The organism is Chitinophaga pollutisoli (assembly GCF_038396755.1).
Lineage (GTDB): Bacteria > Bacteroidota > Bacteroidia > Chitinophagales > Chitinophagaceae > Chitinophaga > Chitinophaga pollutisoli.
Window position 1 is genome coordinate 5,606,560 of sequence record NZ_CP149822.1, and the last position, 17,429, is coordinate 5,623,988.

The 17,429-nt window shown below is 56.2% G+C and carries 14 protein-coding genes; 1 reads left to right on the forward strand and 13 read right to left on the reverse strand.

What is annotated here, in order from left to right:
• Positions 1 to 3: 3 nt before the first annotated feature.
• The 10 genes from WJU16_RS23885 to WJU16_RS23930 all read right to left on the reverse strand — a co-directional run bounded on the left by WJU16_RS23885 (position 4) and on the right by WJU16_RS23930 (position 11,672).
• Positions 4 to 1,629 carry a RagB/SusD family nutrient uptake outer membrane protein gene (locus WJU16_RS23885; RefSeq protein ID WP_341835868.1) on the reverse strand — a complete coding sequence of 542 codons (1,626 nt, stop codon included), beginning with the start codon at positions 1,627 to 1,629 and terminating at the stop codon, positions 4 to 6.
• Positions 1,544 to 4,864 (reverse strand): SusC/RagA family TonB-linked outer membrane protein, encoded by a 3,321-nt coding sequence (locus WJU16_RS23890; RefSeq protein WP_341835869.1) that lies wholly within the window; start codon positions 4,862 to 4,864, stop codon positions 1,544 to 1,546. Before WJU16_RS23890 ends, WJU16_RS23885 begins: the two co-directional genes overlap by 86 nt.
• Positions 4,865 to 5,091: 227 nt before the next feature.
• On the reverse strand, positions 5,092 to 6,057 hold the full coding sequence (locus WJU16_RS23895; protein WP_341835870.1) for a FecR domain-containing protein: 966 nt from the start codon (positions 6,055 to 6,057) through the stop codon (positions 5,092 to 5,094).
• Between the two features lie 23 nt (positions 6,058 to 6,080).
• Entirely contained in the window at positions 6,081 to 6,251 is a 171-nt protein-coding gene (locus tag WJU16_RS23900) for a hypothetical protein (RefSeq protein ID WP_341835871.1), read from the reverse strand.
• Positions 6,252 to 6,322: 71 nt separating this feature from the next.
• Complete coding sequence (locus WJU16_RS23905; protein ID WP_341835872.1) at positions 6,323 to 6,538, reverse strand: sigma factor-like helix-turn-helix DNA-binding protein; 216 nt, start codon at positions 6,536 to 6,538, stop codon at positions 6,323 to 6,325.
• Entirely contained in the window at positions 6,484 to 6,897 is a 414-nt protein-coding gene (locus WJU16_RS23910; RefSeq protein WP_341835873.1) for a sigma factor, read from the reverse strand. Before WJU16_RS23910 ends, WJU16_RS23905 begins: the two co-directional genes overlap by 55 nt.
• Positions 6,898 to 6,980: 83 nt before the next feature.
• Positions 6,981 to 7,718, reverse strand: a complete 738-nt coding sequence (locus WJU16_RS23915) for a DUF1080 domain-containing protein (RefSeq protein WP_341835874.1) — start codon at positions 7,716 to 7,718, stop codon at positions 6,981 to 6,983.
• A gap of 5 nt (positions 7,719 to 7,723) precedes the next feature.
• Complete coding sequence (locus WJU16_RS23920) at positions 7,724 to 9,010, reverse strand: Gfo/Idh/MocA family oxidoreductase (RefSeq protein WP_341835875.1); 1,287 nt, start codon at positions 9,008 to 9,010, stop codon at positions 7,724 to 7,726.
• A gap of 60 nt (positions 9,011 to 9,070) precedes the next feature.
• On the reverse strand, positions 9,071 to 10,573 hold the full coding sequence (locus tag WJU16_RS23925) for a sigma 54-interacting transcriptional regulator (protein WP_341835876.1): 1,503 nt from the start codon (positions 10,571 to 10,573) through the stop codon (positions 9,071 to 9,073).
• Between the two features lie 4 nt (positions 10,574 to 10,577).
• Positions 10,578 to 11,672 carry a VWA domain-containing protein gene (locus tag WJU16_RS23930; RefSeq protein ID WP_298715767.1) on the reverse strand — a complete coding sequence of 365 codons (1,095 nt, stop codon included), beginning with the start codon at positions 11,670 to 11,672 and terminating at the stop codon, positions 10,578 to 10,580.
• A gap of 152 nt (positions 11,673 to 11,824) precedes the next feature.
• Here WJU16_RS23930 and WJU16_RS23935 point away from each other — a divergent pair, with 152 nt between their 5' ends.
• Complete coding sequence (locus WJU16_RS23935) at positions 11,825 to 12,667, forward strand: sugar phosphate isomerase/epimerase (RefSeq protein ID WP_341835877.1); 843 nt, start codon at positions 11,825 to 11,827, stop codon at positions 12,665 to 12,667.
• A gap of 212 nt (positions 12,668 to 12,879) precedes the next feature.
• Here WJU16_RS23935 and WJU16_RS23940 read toward each other — a convergent pair whose 3' ends face one another.
• The 3 genes from WJU16_RS23940 to WJU16_RS23950 all read right to left on the reverse strand — a co-directional run bounded on the left by WJU16_RS23940 (position 12,880) and on the right by WJU16_RS23950 (position 17,339).
• Complete coding sequence (locus WJU16_RS23940; protein ID WP_341835878.1) at positions 12,880 to 16,047, reverse strand: protein O-mannosyl-transferase family; 3,168 nt, start codon at positions 16,045 to 16,047, stop codon at positions 12,880 to 12,882.
• Positions 16,048 to 16,218: 171 nt separating this feature from the next.
• Complete coding sequence (locus tag WJU16_RS23945) at positions 16,219 to 16,518, reverse strand: antibiotic biosynthesis monooxygenase family protein (protein ID WP_341835879.1); 300 nt, start codon at positions 16,516 to 16,518, stop codon at positions 16,219 to 16,221.
• Positions 16,515 to 17,339, reverse strand: coding sequence for an SAM-dependent chlorinase/fluorinase (locus WJU16_RS23950; protein WP_341835880.1), 825 nt, complete (start codon positions 17,337 to 17,339; stop codon positions 16,515 to 16,517). Before WJU16_RS23950 ends, WJU16_RS23945 begins: the two co-directional genes overlap by 4 nt.
• Between the last annotated feature and the right edge of the window lie 90 nt (positions 17,340 to 17,429).

Below are 17,429 nucleotides of genomic sequence, written 5' to 3' on the forward strand. Positions count from 1 at the left end.
GCGTTACGGATTTTGGGTGAGGTTCGGGTTCACCAGGCGCTCGCGGTTGGGGATGAAGAAGATCACCCGGTTGTCGGAGGGCAGGATGGTTTGCGTGATGTTGGTGCTGGGCGTGTTGTTCAGGGAATGCGTGCCGGGGTAATTCCTTTCCAGCGCGCGGTTGTTCCTGAAAAGGTCGTAGGCCCTGTGCCCTTCGAATGCCAGTTCGAGGCGGCGTTCTTCCAGCACCGCGTCCATCACGGATTTGCCGGCGGCGGCCAGCGACGCGAGCGTGTGCAGCCCCGTTCCGGTGAGGCCCGCGCGCTGACGAAGCACGTTCAGGTCATCAACCGCCAGCTGCAATTTGGCGCCGCCCAGTTTGGCGTTCGCCTCCGCGCGGATCAGGTACATCTCCGCCAGGCGCATGTACACGGGCGAACTGAGGTTCACCAGTCCTTCCTGGTAATTGTACTTGTTGATGTAATACATGGGCGTATTCGGGTTGAGGCGCGTATTCATCCGGATATCCGCCACCGGCGCGGTATAAGGCCAGGAAAGCACCGTGCCGGCGTTGGTGTACGGGGAAATGAAGGCGTGCCGCAGGTCGCCGGGATGCTGGTCCAGCAGGGCCATGTATTCCGCGGAAGCGTAAATTTCGCCCCAGCCGGTCTGCCCTTGCCCGCCCTCGCTGAAATACATGGAACCGATGGCGCTGAAGTCGCGGTTCTCGGCTTTGGTATGGCGGATGCAGAAGATGGTCTCGCGGTTGTCTTCCGGCACGCTCCGGAAATACGTCTTGTACGCCTCGCTGTCGAGCAGGTTGTAACGCCCGGAATTGATGACGAGGTTGGCGAATTCGATGGCCTTGTCGTTGTTGCCCATATAGAGGTACACGCGGGCCAGGAGCGCCCGCGCCACTTCTTTCGACGCGAAGTTGTTGTTTTTGTTCTCGCTCATGAGCTCCGCTGCTTTCAGCAGGTCGGCCACCACCTGGTCATAGATCTCTTTCACCGAATTGCGGGAAGGCTGCTCGGTGGTAGTGGCTTCGGTAACGAGGGGCACCGCTTCGCCGGAACCGTTGCCCTGGGTATACGGCCGGCCGAAAATGCGTACCAGGTTGAAGTAGATCATGGCGCGGAGATAGAGGTTTTCCCCCTTCAGCTGCCGCATACCGGCCGAAGCGCCGTCGGGCGTGAAGGCGATCACTTTGTTGGCGGCATTCACCACTCCGTAAGATTGCTTCCATACGTTGTTGACATGCGACATGTCGACCAGGTGCGTGTAGCGGTAGGCGTTAGACAGCGCGTCGGACGACGTCTGCGCCTGCGCGATGTTATCGCCCTGGTATTCGGTGAGGAAGTGGATGGAGCGCACATAATCCGCATTTTTAAGCACGGCGTAAGTGCCGATGGTGGCGGATTTTACGTCTGCCTCGTTTTTGAGCGCGTCGTCTTCGTTTTTGGCGGTCGACGGCTCGAAGGTTTTTTGCAGGCTGTAGCCATCGACAGTGCGAGCGCGCCGGCGAGGAACAGGAAGCGGTATGTTGATTTCATTGTTCTCATTTTTAAAATCCGATGTTAACGCCCAGTAATACTTTCTTGCTGATGGGGTATTTGGTCCCGGAAACGCCTTTGGTGAAGCCGTTTGCATTCACGAAGGATACTTCGGGGTCCATACCGGAGAATTTGGTGCCGGTCCAGAGGTTGTCGCCGCTCAGGAAGATGCGCGCACTGCCGATCCTGAGCCTTTGCAGGAAGGCCTGCGGCACATCGTACCCGATCTGCACGTTGCGCAGGCGGATGTAGCTGCCGTCTTCCAGGAAGCGCGACGAAGGTTCGTTAGACGCTTTGTTGCCGCCCAGCAAGGGTTTGGGATGGGTGGCCACGTCGCCGGGCTTGCTCCAGCGGCTCCAGCCTTCCGCCAGCACCATCTGGTTGTAGCTGTCGTAGATACCGTCGGAATCAAAGAACTGGCGCGAGCTGTTGAATACCTGGTTGCCGTACATGAAGTTGAAGAACGCGTTCAGGTAAAAACCTTTGTAGCTGAACGAATTCAGCATGCCGCCGGTGAATTTGGGGGCGGAGGATGTGCCCGTATATTGCAGCGTGGCGGCGTTGTAGCTGTTGGTGTAAGTCAGGTAGGTTTTGCCGTCGGCGTCGGTTACGATCCTTTCCCATAGCGGATCTCCGTTGGCAGGGTCTACGCCGGCCCAGATGCGCATGTACCATTTGTCCATATCCTCGTTGAGGCCCACGGGCTGGTTGGTGCCGGGGTTGGCGAACTTATCGTTCCCGTTCAGCTTCGTTACCTTATTGCGGTTAAGTGCGAAGTTCAGGCTGGTTTCCCATTTGAATTCCCCCACGAGGTTCTTGGTCGTCAGGTTGATCTCCAACCCGCGGTTGCGCATCGACCCGATGTTTTCCATGATGTTGGCATAACCCGTTGTAAGCGGCAGCGGGCGCAGCATCAGGAGGGATTTGGCCTGTTTGTCGTACAGGTCCACATTCAGGTCGATCCTTTTAAACAATCCCAGCTCGATGCCGAAGTTGTTCACACGGATCTTTTCCCATGTGAGGTCGGGATTAGCTTTCTGGAAGGGGAAAGAACCGTTCAATCCCGCATAGGAGGCCGTTTGGTCGTACTGGTATAACCCGAGCGCCTGGTAGTTCTGGAGGGGAGGATTGCCCACGGTACCATGGCTGAGGCGCACTTTCAGGAAGGTGAATGTATTGTTCCCCGCAAGGAAATTCTCGTTGCTCAAAATCCAGGAACCGCCCAACTGGTAAAAGTTACCGCCGGGGTTGTTGTTCCCGAACTTGGAACTGATGTCGCGCACGAAGGAAGCCAGGAAGAAATACCGGTTATCCCAGTTGTAATCACCCTGTACCAGCCACTTCTGGAAGCTGTACTCATCCCGCCCTCCGGTGGGCGTGGATTTGGCTTCCGTAGCCGTGCTCATGGCGGTCATTCCCGCGGGCAGCCCGCGGCCCACGATGCCGTTGTTGTCGTAATAGTATTTCTCCGCTTCGCCTACGCCGAGTACCGACAGGTTATGATCGCCCCAATGGTTTTCGTACCGCAGGCGGTTGGAGCTCAGCAGCGTATTGCTGTAACGGATGTCGTGCGCGAGGTACCCCTTGTCCGCGGTCCCTTCCTTCGACCGCTGGTCCCAGTACTCGGTGGACTTGAAGTTGTAGAGGTTGACGCGGTTGTAGGTGCTGAAGGTCAGGTGCCTGGTGATGGCATAATCCAGGTTCAGGTCGCCGTTAAAGGTCATGGCGCGGTTGAACGACTGGTTATACTGCAGCGAATAAATGAAGTTATGCTGTTCGCGCCCCAGCCAGCCGGTGCCTGCGCCGAAGCGGGGAGATCCGTCGGCGTTGTAGGGCTTATCCCACGGCAGGTTGGTATATGCGCCGTACAACGTGCTGCTGTGGTGGTTATTGGCTTTTTCGTAACTGCCGTTGAGCAGTACGGCCATCTTGATTTTATCGGTCAGTTTATGGGTGATGTTGGCGCGGAAGTTATAGGCGGATTTGCTGTTGGTGAGCAGGGTGCCTTCTTCTTTGAAGTACGTGCCCGCGGTATAGAACTGCGTTTTTTCACTGCCGCCGGAAGCGGAGAGGGTATAGCTCTGCGTCATGGCGCGGCGGAAGGCGACGTCCAGCCAGTCGGTATTGGTATTGAGCACGGTGTCTGACCGGGTGGTGAACGTTTTCTGGTAATCGTACAGCTCGCGGCTGTCCATCAGTTCGAATTTCCCGAAGTCTGCTTTGTTGAAACCGGCTACGGTGTTGAATTCGATGCGGGTTTTGCCGGCTTTGCCCTGGCGGGTGGTAACGATGATCACCCCGTTGGCGGCGCGGGAACCGTAGAGCCCCGTAGCGGCGGCGTCTTTCAGAATCGTGACGGACTCTACGTCGGTGGGGTTGAACGATCCGCCGATATTGCCGTCGACCACGATGAGCGGGTTGGGGCTGCCGGCCAGGGTGCCCTGTCCGCGAATGGTGATGCTGTTGCCGGCGGCGGGATCGCCGGAACCGGAGCTCACCACCACGCCGGGCGCTTTGCCCTGGAGGAGGCTGGACAGATTGTTGCTCGTCACGTCGCGCAGCTTCTCCCGCGAAACGGTGCTCACGGCGCTGGACAGGTATTTGACGTTCTTAGACGAATATCCCACGACAGTTACACCCTCGATGTCTTTACTGGCGGGCACCAGCTGCAGGTCTACCGTAGTTTTGCCCTGCACGGCGATCTCCCGCGTTTCGAAGCCGATGTAGGAGATGACGAGGTGTGCGTCGTCGGGGATGTTGGAAATGCTGTACACGCCGTCGGAATTGGTGGTGGCGCCGCGGCCGGTGCCTTTCACCTTGATGGAAACCCCGGGCAGCGGCACCCCGCGGTCGTCGGTGATGCGGCCGGAAATATTGATGGGCGGCGGCATATCGGGCAGGATTTCCACGGGCTTGCGCGTGATCACGATCACCTTGTCTTCGATCGAATATTCGAGGAACTGCCCGCGGAGCGCTTCTTTCAGAAACGATTCCAGCGGTTGGTTGGTGGCGTTGATGTTAATGGTGGAACCATCGCGCACGAGGCTCTTGTTATAGAAGAAAACGAATCCCGTTTGCTTCTTCACGGCAGCAAAAACCTTCGACAGCGGTACGTCCCGGCCGGAGAATGTGATGGTTTGCGACAGGCTTTTCGCGCTTACGTGCATGCACACGGCAAAAAGGAAAGCGGCGGTTAGTTTCATCGTATTCACGATTGTGGTGAAGCGGCTGCTCCGGTACCTCCCGGAACCGGGCTCCGCCTTGCAGAGATTTTGGTCTGCCTCCCATTTCAGGCAACAGAAGGCATGCTTACAAAAAGTCCAAAAATTCATACTTTTGTAAAGGTTTAAGGTGGAGTAAATAAGAAGCTTGTTCCAACGGGCATTATGTTATCCTCCTGAACTTTTCCAAAGGGAAGTGGTACGAACACTTCCCTTTTTTCGTTCCTGCAGGATAATACTTTCCCATCACCGTCGTCGCCGGTGACTTTTTGAGCGTATTAACATGGCAATATTTTTCTGTTTTTGGTTGCTGTTACAAATTGCTACTGTTACACTGTTTACGGCAATACAATGAGCCGTTTGTTCTCTTCGATCCTGAATTTTATGTTGACTTTGGTTAATATCCTGATTACCTGCGACAGCTGGAGCGACTGCGGCAGTTCGCCTTCGAAGATCTGGTCGGGCACGTTGCCTTCGTAGATGATATCGATGTCGTACCATCTGGCCAGTTGACGCATTACTTCGCGCAGCGGCGCGCCTTCGAATTTGAAATACCCTGCTTTCCAGGCGGTTACCTGGTCGAGATCGGGTTGCACGATGGTCATGGCTCCGTCTGCCTGCGCGATGCGCGCCTGCTGGCCGGGCGTGAGCACCCGCGAGGCGCCGCCGTTGCGAACACGTACCGAACCTTCCAGGAGCGTGGCCTGGATGTGTTGCTCGTCCGCATAGGCGTTGATATTGAATTCGGTGCCAAGCGCCTGCACATCGGTTTTACCCTGTACGTTTACAAAGAAGGGATGCTTCGCGTCTTTGGCGACGATGAAATAGGCTTCGCCAGACATTTCCACGCGGCGTTCCGCGCCGGTGAAGGCGGTCGGGTAGCGGAGGGTGGAACCGGCGTTCATCCAGACCTTCGTGCCATCGGGCAGTACCAGCTGGAACTTGCGGCCGCGGGGCGTGGTCATGGTATTGAAGGTGATATCTTTTGCGGCGGCGTCATCGTAGGCGAGGCTGCCGTTTTGCAGGGTGATGCGGGTGCCTTGCTGGCTGGCAACGAGGCCGTTGCCGAGGGAGTCGAGCACGATTTCCTCGCCGTTGCCGAGGGTGAGGATGGCGCCTTCCTTGCCGGGGGCTACGTCGTGCGTGATGCTGGCGGTGGTTCCGGCGGGTTGTTTGCCCTTCCACAGCTTCCAGCCGTAGGGGATGGCGATGGCCAGCGCCAGTACGGCGGCGGCTGCATACCACCAGCGCATCCTGCGCACGGGAGTTGGTTCTTGTTGGTGATGAAAAAGGATCCGGTCCATGATGGCGGCTTTGGCAGCTTCGCTCATCGCCTCGCGGGGCTGCAGGTTCTCCCAGGCGTCGCGCAGGTGGGGGAAAGGGAATCCACGCCCTGCCTGTCGAGCAGATCGAGAAACGCTTCTTTCTCGGCCTCGCTGGCCTGGCCGCTCATCCAGCGGTCCAGTAATTCCTGCATTGTGGAGGGATCTTTTTGCATAGTGGTTATAATAGGGACAACGGTAAAAATAAAAAGGGGCTACCGGCCGGGAATAATTTTCACAATTTTTTTCAGAAAGATTGAAGGATGCAGATCGCCAGCAAAGTTGAAATGCGGCTGGTCACATACCTGACGATCGATTGCGTGGCGTACTGGATGTATTTTTTGACCGTTTCGCGGGAAAGTTCCATTTCCTGGGCGATTTCCTGGTATTTCTTCCCTTGCCGCCTGCTCAGGAGCCAGGCTTTCTGCTGCTGGGCGGGCAGCTGCCGGATGGCTTCTTCCACGATGTCGAGGTCGGGCTCGCGGGGCGGGGGCGTATCTTCTTCCCCCGGGCCAGTTCCCATTCCATCGCGCGCTTCCTTTCCCGCATCATCTTTTTCATGGCGTTAAGGGCATGGTTCCGGGCGATGACGAACAGGTAATTACGGAAATTCCGGACTTCAGCCAGTGCCTCGCGGCTGATCCATATCTGGAGGAAAATATCCTGCACCACTTCCTCCGCCAGCTCGCGCGACTTCGTCAGTTGCCAGATATAGGCATACAGATGGTCGGCATATTGAAGGAAAAGGTCGCGGAAGGCGGTTTCGTTCCCCCGGGCAACTTCCTGTAGCTTATCACTGATATCAACAACCTGGTTTTGCAACAGTGGGTGGTTTGTGTGGTTGTAAACATATAAAAAAAGCCCGATGCACGGTGCATCGGGCCCTGAAAATTTGGGACGGCGGATCAGAGTTTGCGCAGCCAGATATTCCGGAAGCTCACCAGGTCGCCATGGTCCTGCAAAGCAAGTGGCAATTCGCCGTGCTTTTCGTAAAATGGTTTGCCGATGTAGAGGGTTTTGCCGAGCAGTTCATAATTGTTCTGCACCAGCACACCATTGTGGATCACGGTGACACGGGCGGGCGATTCCACGGTGCCGTCGCCTTTAAAGCGGGGCGCGGTGTAGATCACGTCGTATACCTGCCATTCGCCGGGCTGGCGGCAGGCGTTCACGAGGGGAATGCCTTGCTTATAAAGACTGCCTGCCTGTCCGTTGGCGTAGGTCTTGTTGTTATAGTTGTCGAGCACCTGCAGTTCGTATTGTTCCTGCAGGAAAATACCGCTGTTGCCGCGGCCCTGGCCTTCGCCTTTCACTACGGAAGGGGAGCGCCATTCGATATGCAGCTGGAAGTCGCCGAAAGAAGCTTTGGTTTTGATGCCGCCTTTGCCGGGCGCCACGGTCATGGCGCCGTCTTTGATAGTCCAGGGGGCGGCGCCGCCTTTTTCGGACACCCAGTTGTCGAGGTTTTTGCCGTCGAACAGCACGATCGCGTCGGAGGGCGCGCTGGTACCGGTGCCGGGCGTTACTTTAACGGGCTGCGGTTCCCACACTTCTGTGTCTTGCGGCTTGGCCTCCTGTGCGGAAGCGTGTAAAGCGGGCGCGGCGAATGCTGCGCAGAGAAAGAGTTTCGTGATCCGTTGCATGTCGGTTATTTGGGAAGTTTGTAATTATTATGATATTCGGGCGTGATAAACGCGTTAGCTTTTTTGTTGTCGAATTTGCCTTCGTAAGGACGGAAATAAATCCTTTCTCCCGTCCGGAAGGCGATGTTGCCCATCTGCGCGTTGATGGCCACGTTGGCGCCGGTGCGGATGTCGCAATGGAGATCGTCGAGCTTGCGGGATTTGATCACTTCCAGCCAGTTTTTGGTATGCTTGTCGAGGCCGTTGTCGTTGGCTTTTTTGCGGGCGATGTTTTCCATCTTGTCTTTTTCCGCGATCACTTCCCATCCGCCACGGTCGAGCACCAGGGTGCCGTTGTTGCCGATGAAGGCGATGCCGTGGTCGCGGCCGTAAGGACCGCCGTTGATGCCGGTGGCGTGTTCCCACTGCATGTTGAACCCGTCGAATTCATAAAGTGCGGTGAGGGTATCGGGCGTTTCGGCGGCATCGTCCGGGTACGCGAATTTGCCGCCCGCGGCTACGATGCTTTTGGGATTGGAAGCCTTCATCCCGTACAGTGCATAATCGATGAGGTGCACGCCCCAGTCGGTCATCAGCCCGCCGGCGTAATCCCAGAACCAACGGAAATTGAAGTGGAAGCGGTTGGCGTTGAAATCGCGCATCTGCGCCGGCCCCAGCCAGGTTTTATAATCCACACCGGCCGGCGGTTTGGCGTTATCGGCCATGGCCACCGGTTTCATCCAACCCATATACGCCCATACTTTCACCAGCCTCACTTTGCCGAGCTGGCCGGAATGTACGTAAGCGATGGCGTCGTTGAAGTGGTTCATACTGCGTTGCCATTGCCCCACCTGCACTACGCGCCCGGTTCTTTCCTGGGCGTTCACCATGGCGCGGCATTCGGCGATGGAATTGCCGATGGGCTTTTCCACGTATACGTCTTTCCCGGCGGATACGGCGTCGGTCATCTGCAGGCAATGCCAATGGTCGGGCGTACCGATCACTACGGCGTCGATATCCTTGTTTTCCAGCAGCTTGCGGTAATCGCCATACAGGGCGGGCTTCTTGCCGGTTTTTTTCTCCAGCTCGCCGGCGCGCCTGTTCAGCACGTTTTCATCTACGTCGCACAACGCAACGCAATTGGTCTCAGGGTGTTTGAGGAGGGCGTTCAGGTTGCTCCAGCCCATTCCGTTCACACCGATCACGGCGATGTTTACTTTATCGCTCGGCGAAAGGGCGCGAAGGGAAGACGGCAGCAGGGCAGACCCCGCCAGGTACGCGGAAGTGTTGAACAGGAAGTTCCTTCTGTGCATGTTTTCATGTTTTGACGTGGAAGTAATAATCGATTTATCAGACAAGATAAAAAATTCCCGTTATAGTTCTTCGTCGTCTTCCGGATCTTCCGAAGTGCTGAAATTCATCATGGTGCCCAGCAGGTCCGAGAACCGCGTGGCATTCTCCAGCGACTTTTTGCTGAGCAGCGAATGCGCCGCCAGGCCGTGGAGCACCATTTCCATCAGGAGCAGTTGCTCGGGCCGGTTGGCTTGCGGGAAGCGTTGTTCCACCAGCTCCGGCAGGCCCGTTACTTTCCGCAGCGTGGTTTCATATTCTTTGTCCGAGGCGTCCTGCATGAGCTGCAATGCGTTGCCCGCATCAAACCACTGGATGACGGGGCGGTAGGGATTGAGGTCCTGCACGCCGGCCTTGCGTTTTTTGAAAGTTTCCGGGTTGGGGAAGTATTGGGCGAAGAGGGTGCGCAGGCTTTTGTCGAGCAGGTTTAGCGCCACCTGCAGCGGCCCTTCCTGTTCGCCTTCATACACCAGCTCGATCTTGCCGGTAATGGCCGGCACGATGCCCTGCAGGTCGCTGACGCGCACATAGGTGGAGGGCTCGCCGTGGAGGAAAGTCCGCCTTTCCGCCGCGCTCACGGCGTTTTCGAAGGCGGCGATGGTCAAACGGGCGGAAACCCCGCTTTTCTTGTCCACATATTCACTCGCCCTGGCTTCAAAAGCCACCTGTTCGATGAGGCGCTTGATGAGGTCGGGCATCGTTACTTTCTCCTGCTGTTCGGCATGCACGGCGGCTTCCTGTTCGGTGATCAGCAGGCTGTTTTCCAGTGTTTTCGGGTAGTGGGTGATGATCTGGCTCTCGATGCGGTCTTTCAACGGCGTTACGATGGACCCACGGTTGGTGTAATCTTCCGGGTTGGCGGTGAACACGAAAAGGATATCAAGCGGCATCCGCACCTTGAACCCCCGGATCTGTATATCGCCTTCCTGGAGGATGTTGAACAGCGCCACCTGGATGCGCGCCTGCAGGTCGGGCAGTTCGTTGATGACGAAGATGCCCCGGTTCGATCGCGGAATAATCCCGAAATGGATCACGCGCTCGTCGGCATAACTCAGTTTTTCGTTCGCCGCCTTGATAGGGTCCACGTCGCCGATGAGATCGGCTACCGATACGTCGGGCGTGGCGAGTTTTTCGCCGTACCGCGCTTCGCGGGGCAGCCATTCGATGGGCGTATCGTCGCCCATTTTGGCAACCAGGTCGCGGGCGTAGCGGGAAAGCGGCTCGTAAGGGTGGTCGTTGACTTCCGATCCGGCCACGATGGGCACGAATTCGTCGAGCAGGTCGATCATCTGCCGCGCCATGCGTGTTTTAGCCTGGCCGCGCAAGCCCAGGAACAGGATATTGTGGCGGGAAAGCAGGGCTCTTTCGGTGTCGGGGATCACGGTATCGTCGTACCCGATAATGCCGGGGAAGGTGCTTTCTTTGGCTTTGAGCCGGGCGATAAGGTTCTGTCTGATCTCTTCTTTAACGGATTTATAAATATGTCCGCTTTTCTTCAGCGCTCCGAGCGTTTTAATTTTTTCCATGTCGTTATAACTTTTTCCTTTTTCCGTTTTCGAAATCGTGGAACAGGAACTGTCCCAGGTTGTCGGTCCCGGAAAAAAATGCTTTACCGTTATTGGTTTCCGTGAATTCGTTGACGAATTGCTGCAGCCAGGGGTCCGTGGCTACCATGAATGTGGTGATGGGAATCTTCAGCTTTTTACATTGGGCCGCGAGGTTGAGGGTCCTGTTGAGGATCTTCCTGTCGAGCCCGAAGCTGTTTTTATAATATTGTTTCCCCTGTTTGAGGCAGGTCGGCTTCCCGTCGGTGATCATGAAGATCTGCTTGTTGGGATTGCGCCTGCGCCGCAGGATGTCCATCGCCAGTTCCAGCCCCGCCACCGTATTGGTGTGGAACGGGCCCACCTGGAGGTAGGGCAGGTCTTTGATCTCGATCTGCCAGGCGTCGTTACCGAAAACGATAATGTCCAGCGTGTCTTTCGGGTACCGCGTGGTGATGAGCTCGCTCAGTGCCATGGCTACTTTCTTGGCCGGCGTGATCCTGTCTTCCCCGTACAGGATCATGGAATGCGAAATGTCGATCATGAGCACGGTGGACGTCTGTGTCTTGAAATCCGTTTCCCGGATCTCCAGGTCGTCCTGCTGCATGGAAAACACCTCTATGCCATGATTGATCTGGGCGTTACGGATGGAAGCCGTCATATCGATTTGTTCGAGCGCGTCGCCGAAGGCGTAAGGCCGTGTTTCGGCATTCTGTTCGTCGCCCTGCCCCGATTTGCGGATATTGTGGTCCCCGATGCGGGATTTTTTCAGTTTCCCGAAAATCTCTTCCAGCGCCCGCTTGCGGATCGTTTGCTCCGTTTTGGCAGTGATGGAGATCGTCCCTTCTTCTTCATTGTCCCGGATATAACCCTTGTCTTTCAGATCCTGTATGAAATCCCCCAGCCCGTATTCCTCGCTGGTGATCTGGAATTCCTTGTCGAGCTCGGTCATCCATTGCAGCGCCTCGGAAACGTCGCCGCTGGTGTACGTCAGCAGCTGGGTGAATACGTCCAGCAGCTTCTCGAAGGATGGCTGCCCATCGTCTGACGGGTTAAAACGGGTAAATATAAACCCTCTCATAGTCAACTAAATTACGGAAAATCAGGACACGCAATCGTTTGTCATGACGGTATCATATGGCGAAATACAACCGTTTGTCCGCAACCGCTTGTAAATCTGGATCATACCGTGTACTTTGTACGCATATAACGGTCATTTTAAAATACACGTCTATGATCTCAATTCGCAAATCGCTGGTGGCGCTGGGAGTTGCCGCAGCGTTGTTCGCCCAGCCGGCCCTGGCACAGAAGAAGGAAGCCAAACTCGGCTGGAAGCTCGGCGCCCAGGCGTATTCATTCAGGCTTTTTACCCTTTCCGAAGCCCTCGATAGGCTGGATTCCGCCAAACTTCAATATGTGGAGTGCTACAACGGACAAACCATCGGCGGCGGCATCGAAGGAAAAATGGATTTCAAAATGGATGCGGCCAAACGCCAGCAGGTGAAAGACCTTTTCAAACAGAAAAAGAAAACCCTCGTGGCATTCGGCGTTGTTTCGCCGAACGGTGAGGAAGAGTGGAAACAGATGTTCGAATTCGCCAAAGCGATGGGCATCCAGATCATCACCTCGGAACCGAAAGTAAAGGACCTGGACGTGGTGAGCCGCCTGGCCGACGAATACAAAATCAAGGTAGCGATCCACGACCACCCCAAACCGAGCCACTACTGGCATCCCGACAGTGTACTGAGCGCTATCAACGGCCGCAGCAAGTACATGGGCGCCTGCGCGGACATCGGCCATTGGGTGCGTTCCGGCCTCGACCCGGTGGAATGCCTTCAGAAGCTGAACGGCAAAGTGTTCAGCCTGCACATTAAAGATCTTCATGAGAAAAGCCCCAAAGGCCACGATGTTCCCTGGGGAACGGGCGTGTGCAATGTAGAAGGCGTGCTGGCGGAACTGAAGAAGCAAAACTTCAAAGGCGTTTTCAGCGCCGAGTATGAATACCACTGGGAGCGCAACTGGCCCGAGATCGCCGAAGGCGTGAGAAACGTTCGCGCAATGATCGAGAAATTATAAGATTTTCAGTTAGTTTCAGGAACGCCGGGCAATGTGTCCGGCGTTTTTTAATGCCCTTACCCAATAGAACGCTTCTTTTCCTTCAACTTTTTGAACGACTTGCTGCCCGCGTGCGCAGGGTTAATGGCAGCCCGGTGGCAGCTGATGAAATGAATTAATCTGAAACGGCATGCACATAAAAAAGCCGGTTGACGATATGTCAACCGGCTTTTTTATGTGGGTAAATAGCTATTTGCCTTGTTGCGAATCCGCGGCGGGAGCGGGGGATTGCCGAATTGCTGGCCGCCCTCGATTTGTTTGGCGCTGTCGGCCCCGAACTGTTGCTGCCATTGCTGCAGCATGGATTTGAACTGTTCAGCGCGGCGGGCGTCGTCCTGCAGGTCGTTGGTGAACTTGGAAGCTGGCAGGGCGCGGTAGTAGCGCATTTGCTGATCCAGGTCTTTGATGATCTGGCTGGAGATGTCCTGGGCCTTCTTCGCGTTGCCTGCCATATAATAGGCGTACACGATTTCCATGCTCCAGAGGTTGTGCATATTGCCGGGCGAGGTCATCGCGTAAGGCATATTGCCGGGGAGGAACATAGTGTCCTGACGGTCGAGGATCGTGAGGGCTTTATCTTTCTTGCCTTCATTTACCAGCGCTACGGCCACTTTGGTGTGGGCGTTGCGGAGGGTTTGGAGCATGCGGCGGTTGGGCTCGTCGAAGTAGACGCCCGGTACGTTTACGCTGCCATACTGGAATTTGTCCATGATGGTGTTGAACGCGCGGCGGGTGTTTACCTGGTCGTTCAGGCCGGGCAGCATCTGGTCGGGCGTGTTGCGGCGGGTGGGCACCAGGCGGTAGGTCATGCCTTCAACCGACAGGAAGTCGTTGAAACCTAGGTCTACCGGCGAAGTGAAGTAGATCGGGCGTTTCCATTCGTTGGTGGCGATGATGTCGTACACGGCGAGGTCGTTCTTGAAGATCATTTGTTTGCTGATCTGGAAGGGAACCTGCGCTTCGATGCGTACGCTGTCGTCGGGGTCAACCGTTCCGTTGGCCAGCACGGCTGCTTTGTCTACCGGGATGAACAGTTTCTGCGTGGGCAGGTAGTTCACGCTTTCACCGGTTTGCAGGGGAACCTTGGCGCCGGGGCTTTCGTCGCCGAGGAACGCGATCACTTCTTTCAGGTTGTAGAAGCGGTCTTGCGGCACTTTCCCGTTGTCGTAGAACATCAGGTAGTTGCGGTTTTCGCCGCGGTATTGTTCAGGCTTGAGCGTCATGGGAATGGCCGGGCTCTGGTTGGTGGCGTTGCGGGCCTGGTCGATGTACCAGTCCACGCCGAGCAGGCTCAGGTTGATTACGCGGATATCCGTGCGGATGCCTTCCACTTCCTGGGCATACCAGAGCGGATAGGTATCGTTGTCGCCCACGGTGAAGAGGATGGCGTTGGGCGCGCAGGATTCGAGGTAATCTTTGGCGACGTCGCGCGCGATTACTTTTTTGGAACGGTCGTGATCGTCCCAGCCTTGCTGCGCCATGAGCACGGGGGCGGCGAGGAGGCCGATCACAACGGCGAGTACCGCGGCGGCGGGCAGTTTGCGTTTTTCGAAGAAGGTGAAGATGCTCATCACGCCGAGGCCGATCCAGATGGCGAAGGCGTAGAAGGAACCTACGTAGGCGTAGTCACGTTCACGCGGCTGGTTGCCGGCCTGGTTGAGGTAAAGCACGATGGCGAGGCCGGTGAAGAAGAACAGGAGCCCCGCGATCAGCGCGTCTTTCCGGTGGCGGCTGTAATGGAAGAGGAATCCGATCACGCCGAGGAGGAAAGGCAGGAAGAAGAAGGTATTGTGGGCTTTGTTGTTCTTGAGGCTGTCGGGCATGGCGGATTGGTCGCCGAGGAAGATGTTGTCCAGCGGTGTGATGCCGGAGAGCATGTTGCCGTCGCGCGGGTTGCCGAAGCCCTGGGTGTCGTTTTGTTTACCGATGAAGTTCCATCCAAAGTAGCGGATGTACATGTGCCATACCTGGTAACCGAGGAAGAACTTGATGTTGTCGCCGAAGGATGGTTTTTCGCCATCCGCCAGGCCGAGGAACGCCTTGTAGTAATCGGCATGCCCCTGGTCGTTGGATGCGTCCCACACGCGGGGGAACAGCATCATATCGGCGGGTGCGTAAACCGGCACCTGTTTTTTGCCGGCCACGATGTATTTGTCGCCGGAACGGGCGTATACGTTATTGGTTTCCTTGTATTCCGTAGGGCGGGCGGTGAACACCTGGCCGTAGATCAGCGGGAAGTCGCCGTACTGTTCGCGGCCGAGGTAACCCACGAGGGATACGGGGTTGTCTACATTGTACATGTCCACCGTCGGGTTGGCCGAAGAGCGGATCATGGTGGTGATGTAGGTGGAGTAACCCATGAGAAGGAAGAAGATGCAGGAGTTGACGAGCTGAACGGGATATTTCAGCTTGTTGTAGTCGATTTTGGAACCGAAAGCCTGTACGAGGTACGGAATGGCCAGTACGGCTACGGCGAAAACGATCCTGGCTACCCGGGCCGCGCCGCTGGAACCTTCGGGGAAGGCGGGAATGAGCAGTACGGTGGCGATGAGGATGAGGGGGGCGTAAATGCCGACTTTCGGTTTGAAGTAACCGATCACCAGCAGCGCGAGGATGCCGATGAAGTAGAAGGTGAAACCGGAGAAGAAGGGCAGGCTGAGGGAGTTCACGAAGTAAACGTCCATCATGCCGGCTACTTTAATGGTATCCTGGATCACGAACTTCTGCAAGGCGCCGGTGATGAGGCAGCCGATCACGAAAGCCCAGAAAGCACCCCAGCCGGAGATTTGCTTGCTTTTCTTGAAGTACCAGATCAGCACCATGGCCGGGATGGTCAGCAGGTTGAGCAGGTGGACGCCGATGGAAAGCCCCATCAGGTAAGCGATAAGCACGATCCAGCGGTCGCCGGTTTCGGTGTCTGCCGCGTGTTCCCATTTCAGCATCGCCCAGAAAACCACGGCGGTGAAGAGGGAGGACATGGCGTATACTTCGCCTTCCACGGCGGAGAACCAGAAAGAATCGGAAAATGTGTAAGCCAGCGCACCAACGGCGCCGGCGCCCATTACCACGATGAGCTGGGTGTTGGTCAGCTCCGCGCCGTTCTGGGTATAGATGCGGCGCGCGAAGTGGGTGATGGTCCAGAAAAGGAACAGGATGGTGAATCCGCTGGAGAGGGCGCTCATGATATTGATGCCGAGGCCCGCGGTTCCGGGCGTGAAGGGCAAGGTGAAGATCCTGCCGATCAGCACGAACAAGGGTGCGCCGGGAGGGTGGGGAACCTGAACTTTATAGGCCGCGGAAATGAACTCGCCGCAATCCCACAGGCTTCCCGTGGCTTCCATAGTCATTAAATAAACAATACAGGCGATAATACACACGATCCAGCCTGTAATGTTATTAATCCTGTTAAAATGCATAAGTCGATTTTAGATAATTCCGACAAAAATAGAAAATCTAAGCAATTAAGGTAACCGCCGGTACAGTTTTAACTTTTTATAAATATTTTAACATATTCACAAGTTTGCGGACGCGATGCGGTCGAGGCTCCAGGCGTCGGGTTTAGCTGAGAACCACGGTTTTATGGTAGACCATGTTTTGGCAAACAAGTCGGAGTGGCGATAGGCGTCGAGGGCGTCAGGGTCGGACCAGGTGCTGTAGGTGCAATAAACGCCGGGCCGGGAGCGGTCTTTCCAGAGTTCGAGATGGGAGCATCCGGGAAAATGGCGGATATCGTTGCGGAGGGTTTCGAAAAGGGCTTCGAACGCGGCGCAATGCGCGTCGGCGAAGGTGAGTTGTACGATTCGGATCATCATTCGAAGAGGATTCTGACGGTCTGGTAGAAAGACAGTTGTTGGTAAGCCCCCTGCTGCAGCTGATCTCTTCTGAAGCCCTGCAGGCCAAACAGCCCCGCGGCATTGCCCTTGTTCACGGCGATTTCCAGGTATCCGGCGGCGTTGAAGAGCGCGAGCTTCTGGCCCTCGGCCACGTCGGCGTAGGTTTCGCTGAGATGGGTGATCATCTCGTCGCGGCGGAAGAAGATGGCGAAGCGGCGCCCGTTGCGCTGGGCATGGAATTGCTCGCGTGTGATGTTGACCACCACGTTCTCGAAGTTGTCGATGTGGAGGATCTGCCCTTCGATATAATCTTCCCCGGTAAGCGGTTGCAGGTTGTTCTTGACAACGATGTCCGTAGCCGGTGTTCCGATCTGCGCGGGCGTTTCGCCGCCGAAGAGGCGGGCCAGGGACTGGGCCATAACGGTCACGATCCCGAGGGTATTGCGTGTTTCCAGCGAAGCGAGGGAAATGCGGTGCACTTCTTCCGGCATGCCGCCGGCGATCATGGTGAGCAGGCCGTTGTCTGCACTACAAATGTACTGCCCCTGGTGGCGCGCCAGCAAGATGAAGTCGGTCTTGCGGTCGAACAGGTTGTTGAGCACGAGGTGGCATGTATCTGCCGGGAAGTAACGGAAAGCGCTGCGGCAGATGTAGGTGGCCTGCGGCAGGTTGAAGGGCGAGATGTGGTGCGAGATGTCCACGACCTGGGCATTTGGACAATGTTGCAGCAGCAGGCCTTTTATAGCGCCTGTCAGGTAATCCTGCAATCCAATGTCTGATGTCAGCGTAACGATGGGCATAATGAGTTCAACCGAAGCTCTTTCTGTAACAGGGGGTTTGGTCCCTGCAAAGAAAGGCATTATTTCAGTGCAATGATTAAAAAAAGGAAT

What these genes read in the sequence shown, in the direction of transcription:
- WJU16_RS23885 (WP_341835868.1), bottom strand. Translation starts at nt 1,629, where the DNA reads ATGCAAACGGCTTCACCAAAGGCGTTTCCGGGACCAAATACCCCATCA.
- WJU16_RS23890 (WP_341835869.1), bottom strand. Translation starts at nt 4,864, where the DNA reads ATGAATTTTTGGACTTTTTGTAAGCATGCCTTCTGTTGCCTGAAATGG.
- WJU16_RS23895 (WP_341835870.1), bottom strand. Translation starts at nt 6,057, where the DNA reads ATGGACCGGATCCTTTTTCATCACCAACAAGAACCAACTCCCGTGCGC.
- WJU16_RS23900 (WP_341835871.1), bottom strand. Translation starts at nt 6,251, where the DNA reads ATGCAAAAAGATCCCTCCACAATGCAGGAATTACTGGACCGCTGGATG.
- WJU16_RS23915 (WP_341835874.1), bottom strand. Translation starts at nt 7,718, where the DNA reads ATGCAACGGATCACGAAACTCTTTCTCTGCGCAGCATTCGCCGCGCCC.
- WJU16_RS23920 (WP_341835875.1), bottom strand. Translation starts at nt 9,010, where the DNA reads ATGCACAGAAGGAACTTCCTGTTCAACACTTCCGCGTACCTGGCGGGG.
- WJU16_RS23925 (WP_341835876.1), bottom strand. Translation starts at nt 10,573, where the DNA reads ATGGAAAAAATTAAAACGCTCGGAGCGCTGAAGAAAAGCGGACATATT.
- WJU16_RS23930 (WP_298715767.1), bottom strand. Translation starts at nt 11,672, where the DNA reads ATGAGAGGGTTTATATTTACCCGTTTTAACCCGTCAGACGATGGGCAG.
- WJU16_RS23935 (WP_341835877.1), top strand. Translation starts at nt 11,825, where the DNA reads ATGATCTCAATTCGCAAATCGCTGGTGGCGCTGGGAGTTGCCGCAGCG.
- WJU16_RS23940 (WP_341835878.1), bottom strand. Translation starts at nt 16,047, where the DNA reads ATGGAAGCCACGGGAAGCCTGTGGGATTGCGGCGAGTTCATTTCCGCG.
- WJU16_RS23945 (WP_341835879.1), bottom strand. Translation starts at nt 16,518, where the DNA reads ATGATGATCCGAATCGTACAACTCACCTTCGCCGACGCGCATTGCGCC.
- WJU16_RS23950 (WP_341835880.1), bottom strand. Translation starts at nt 17,339, where the DNA reads ATGCCCATCGTTACGCTGACATCAGACATTGGATTGCAGGATTACCTG.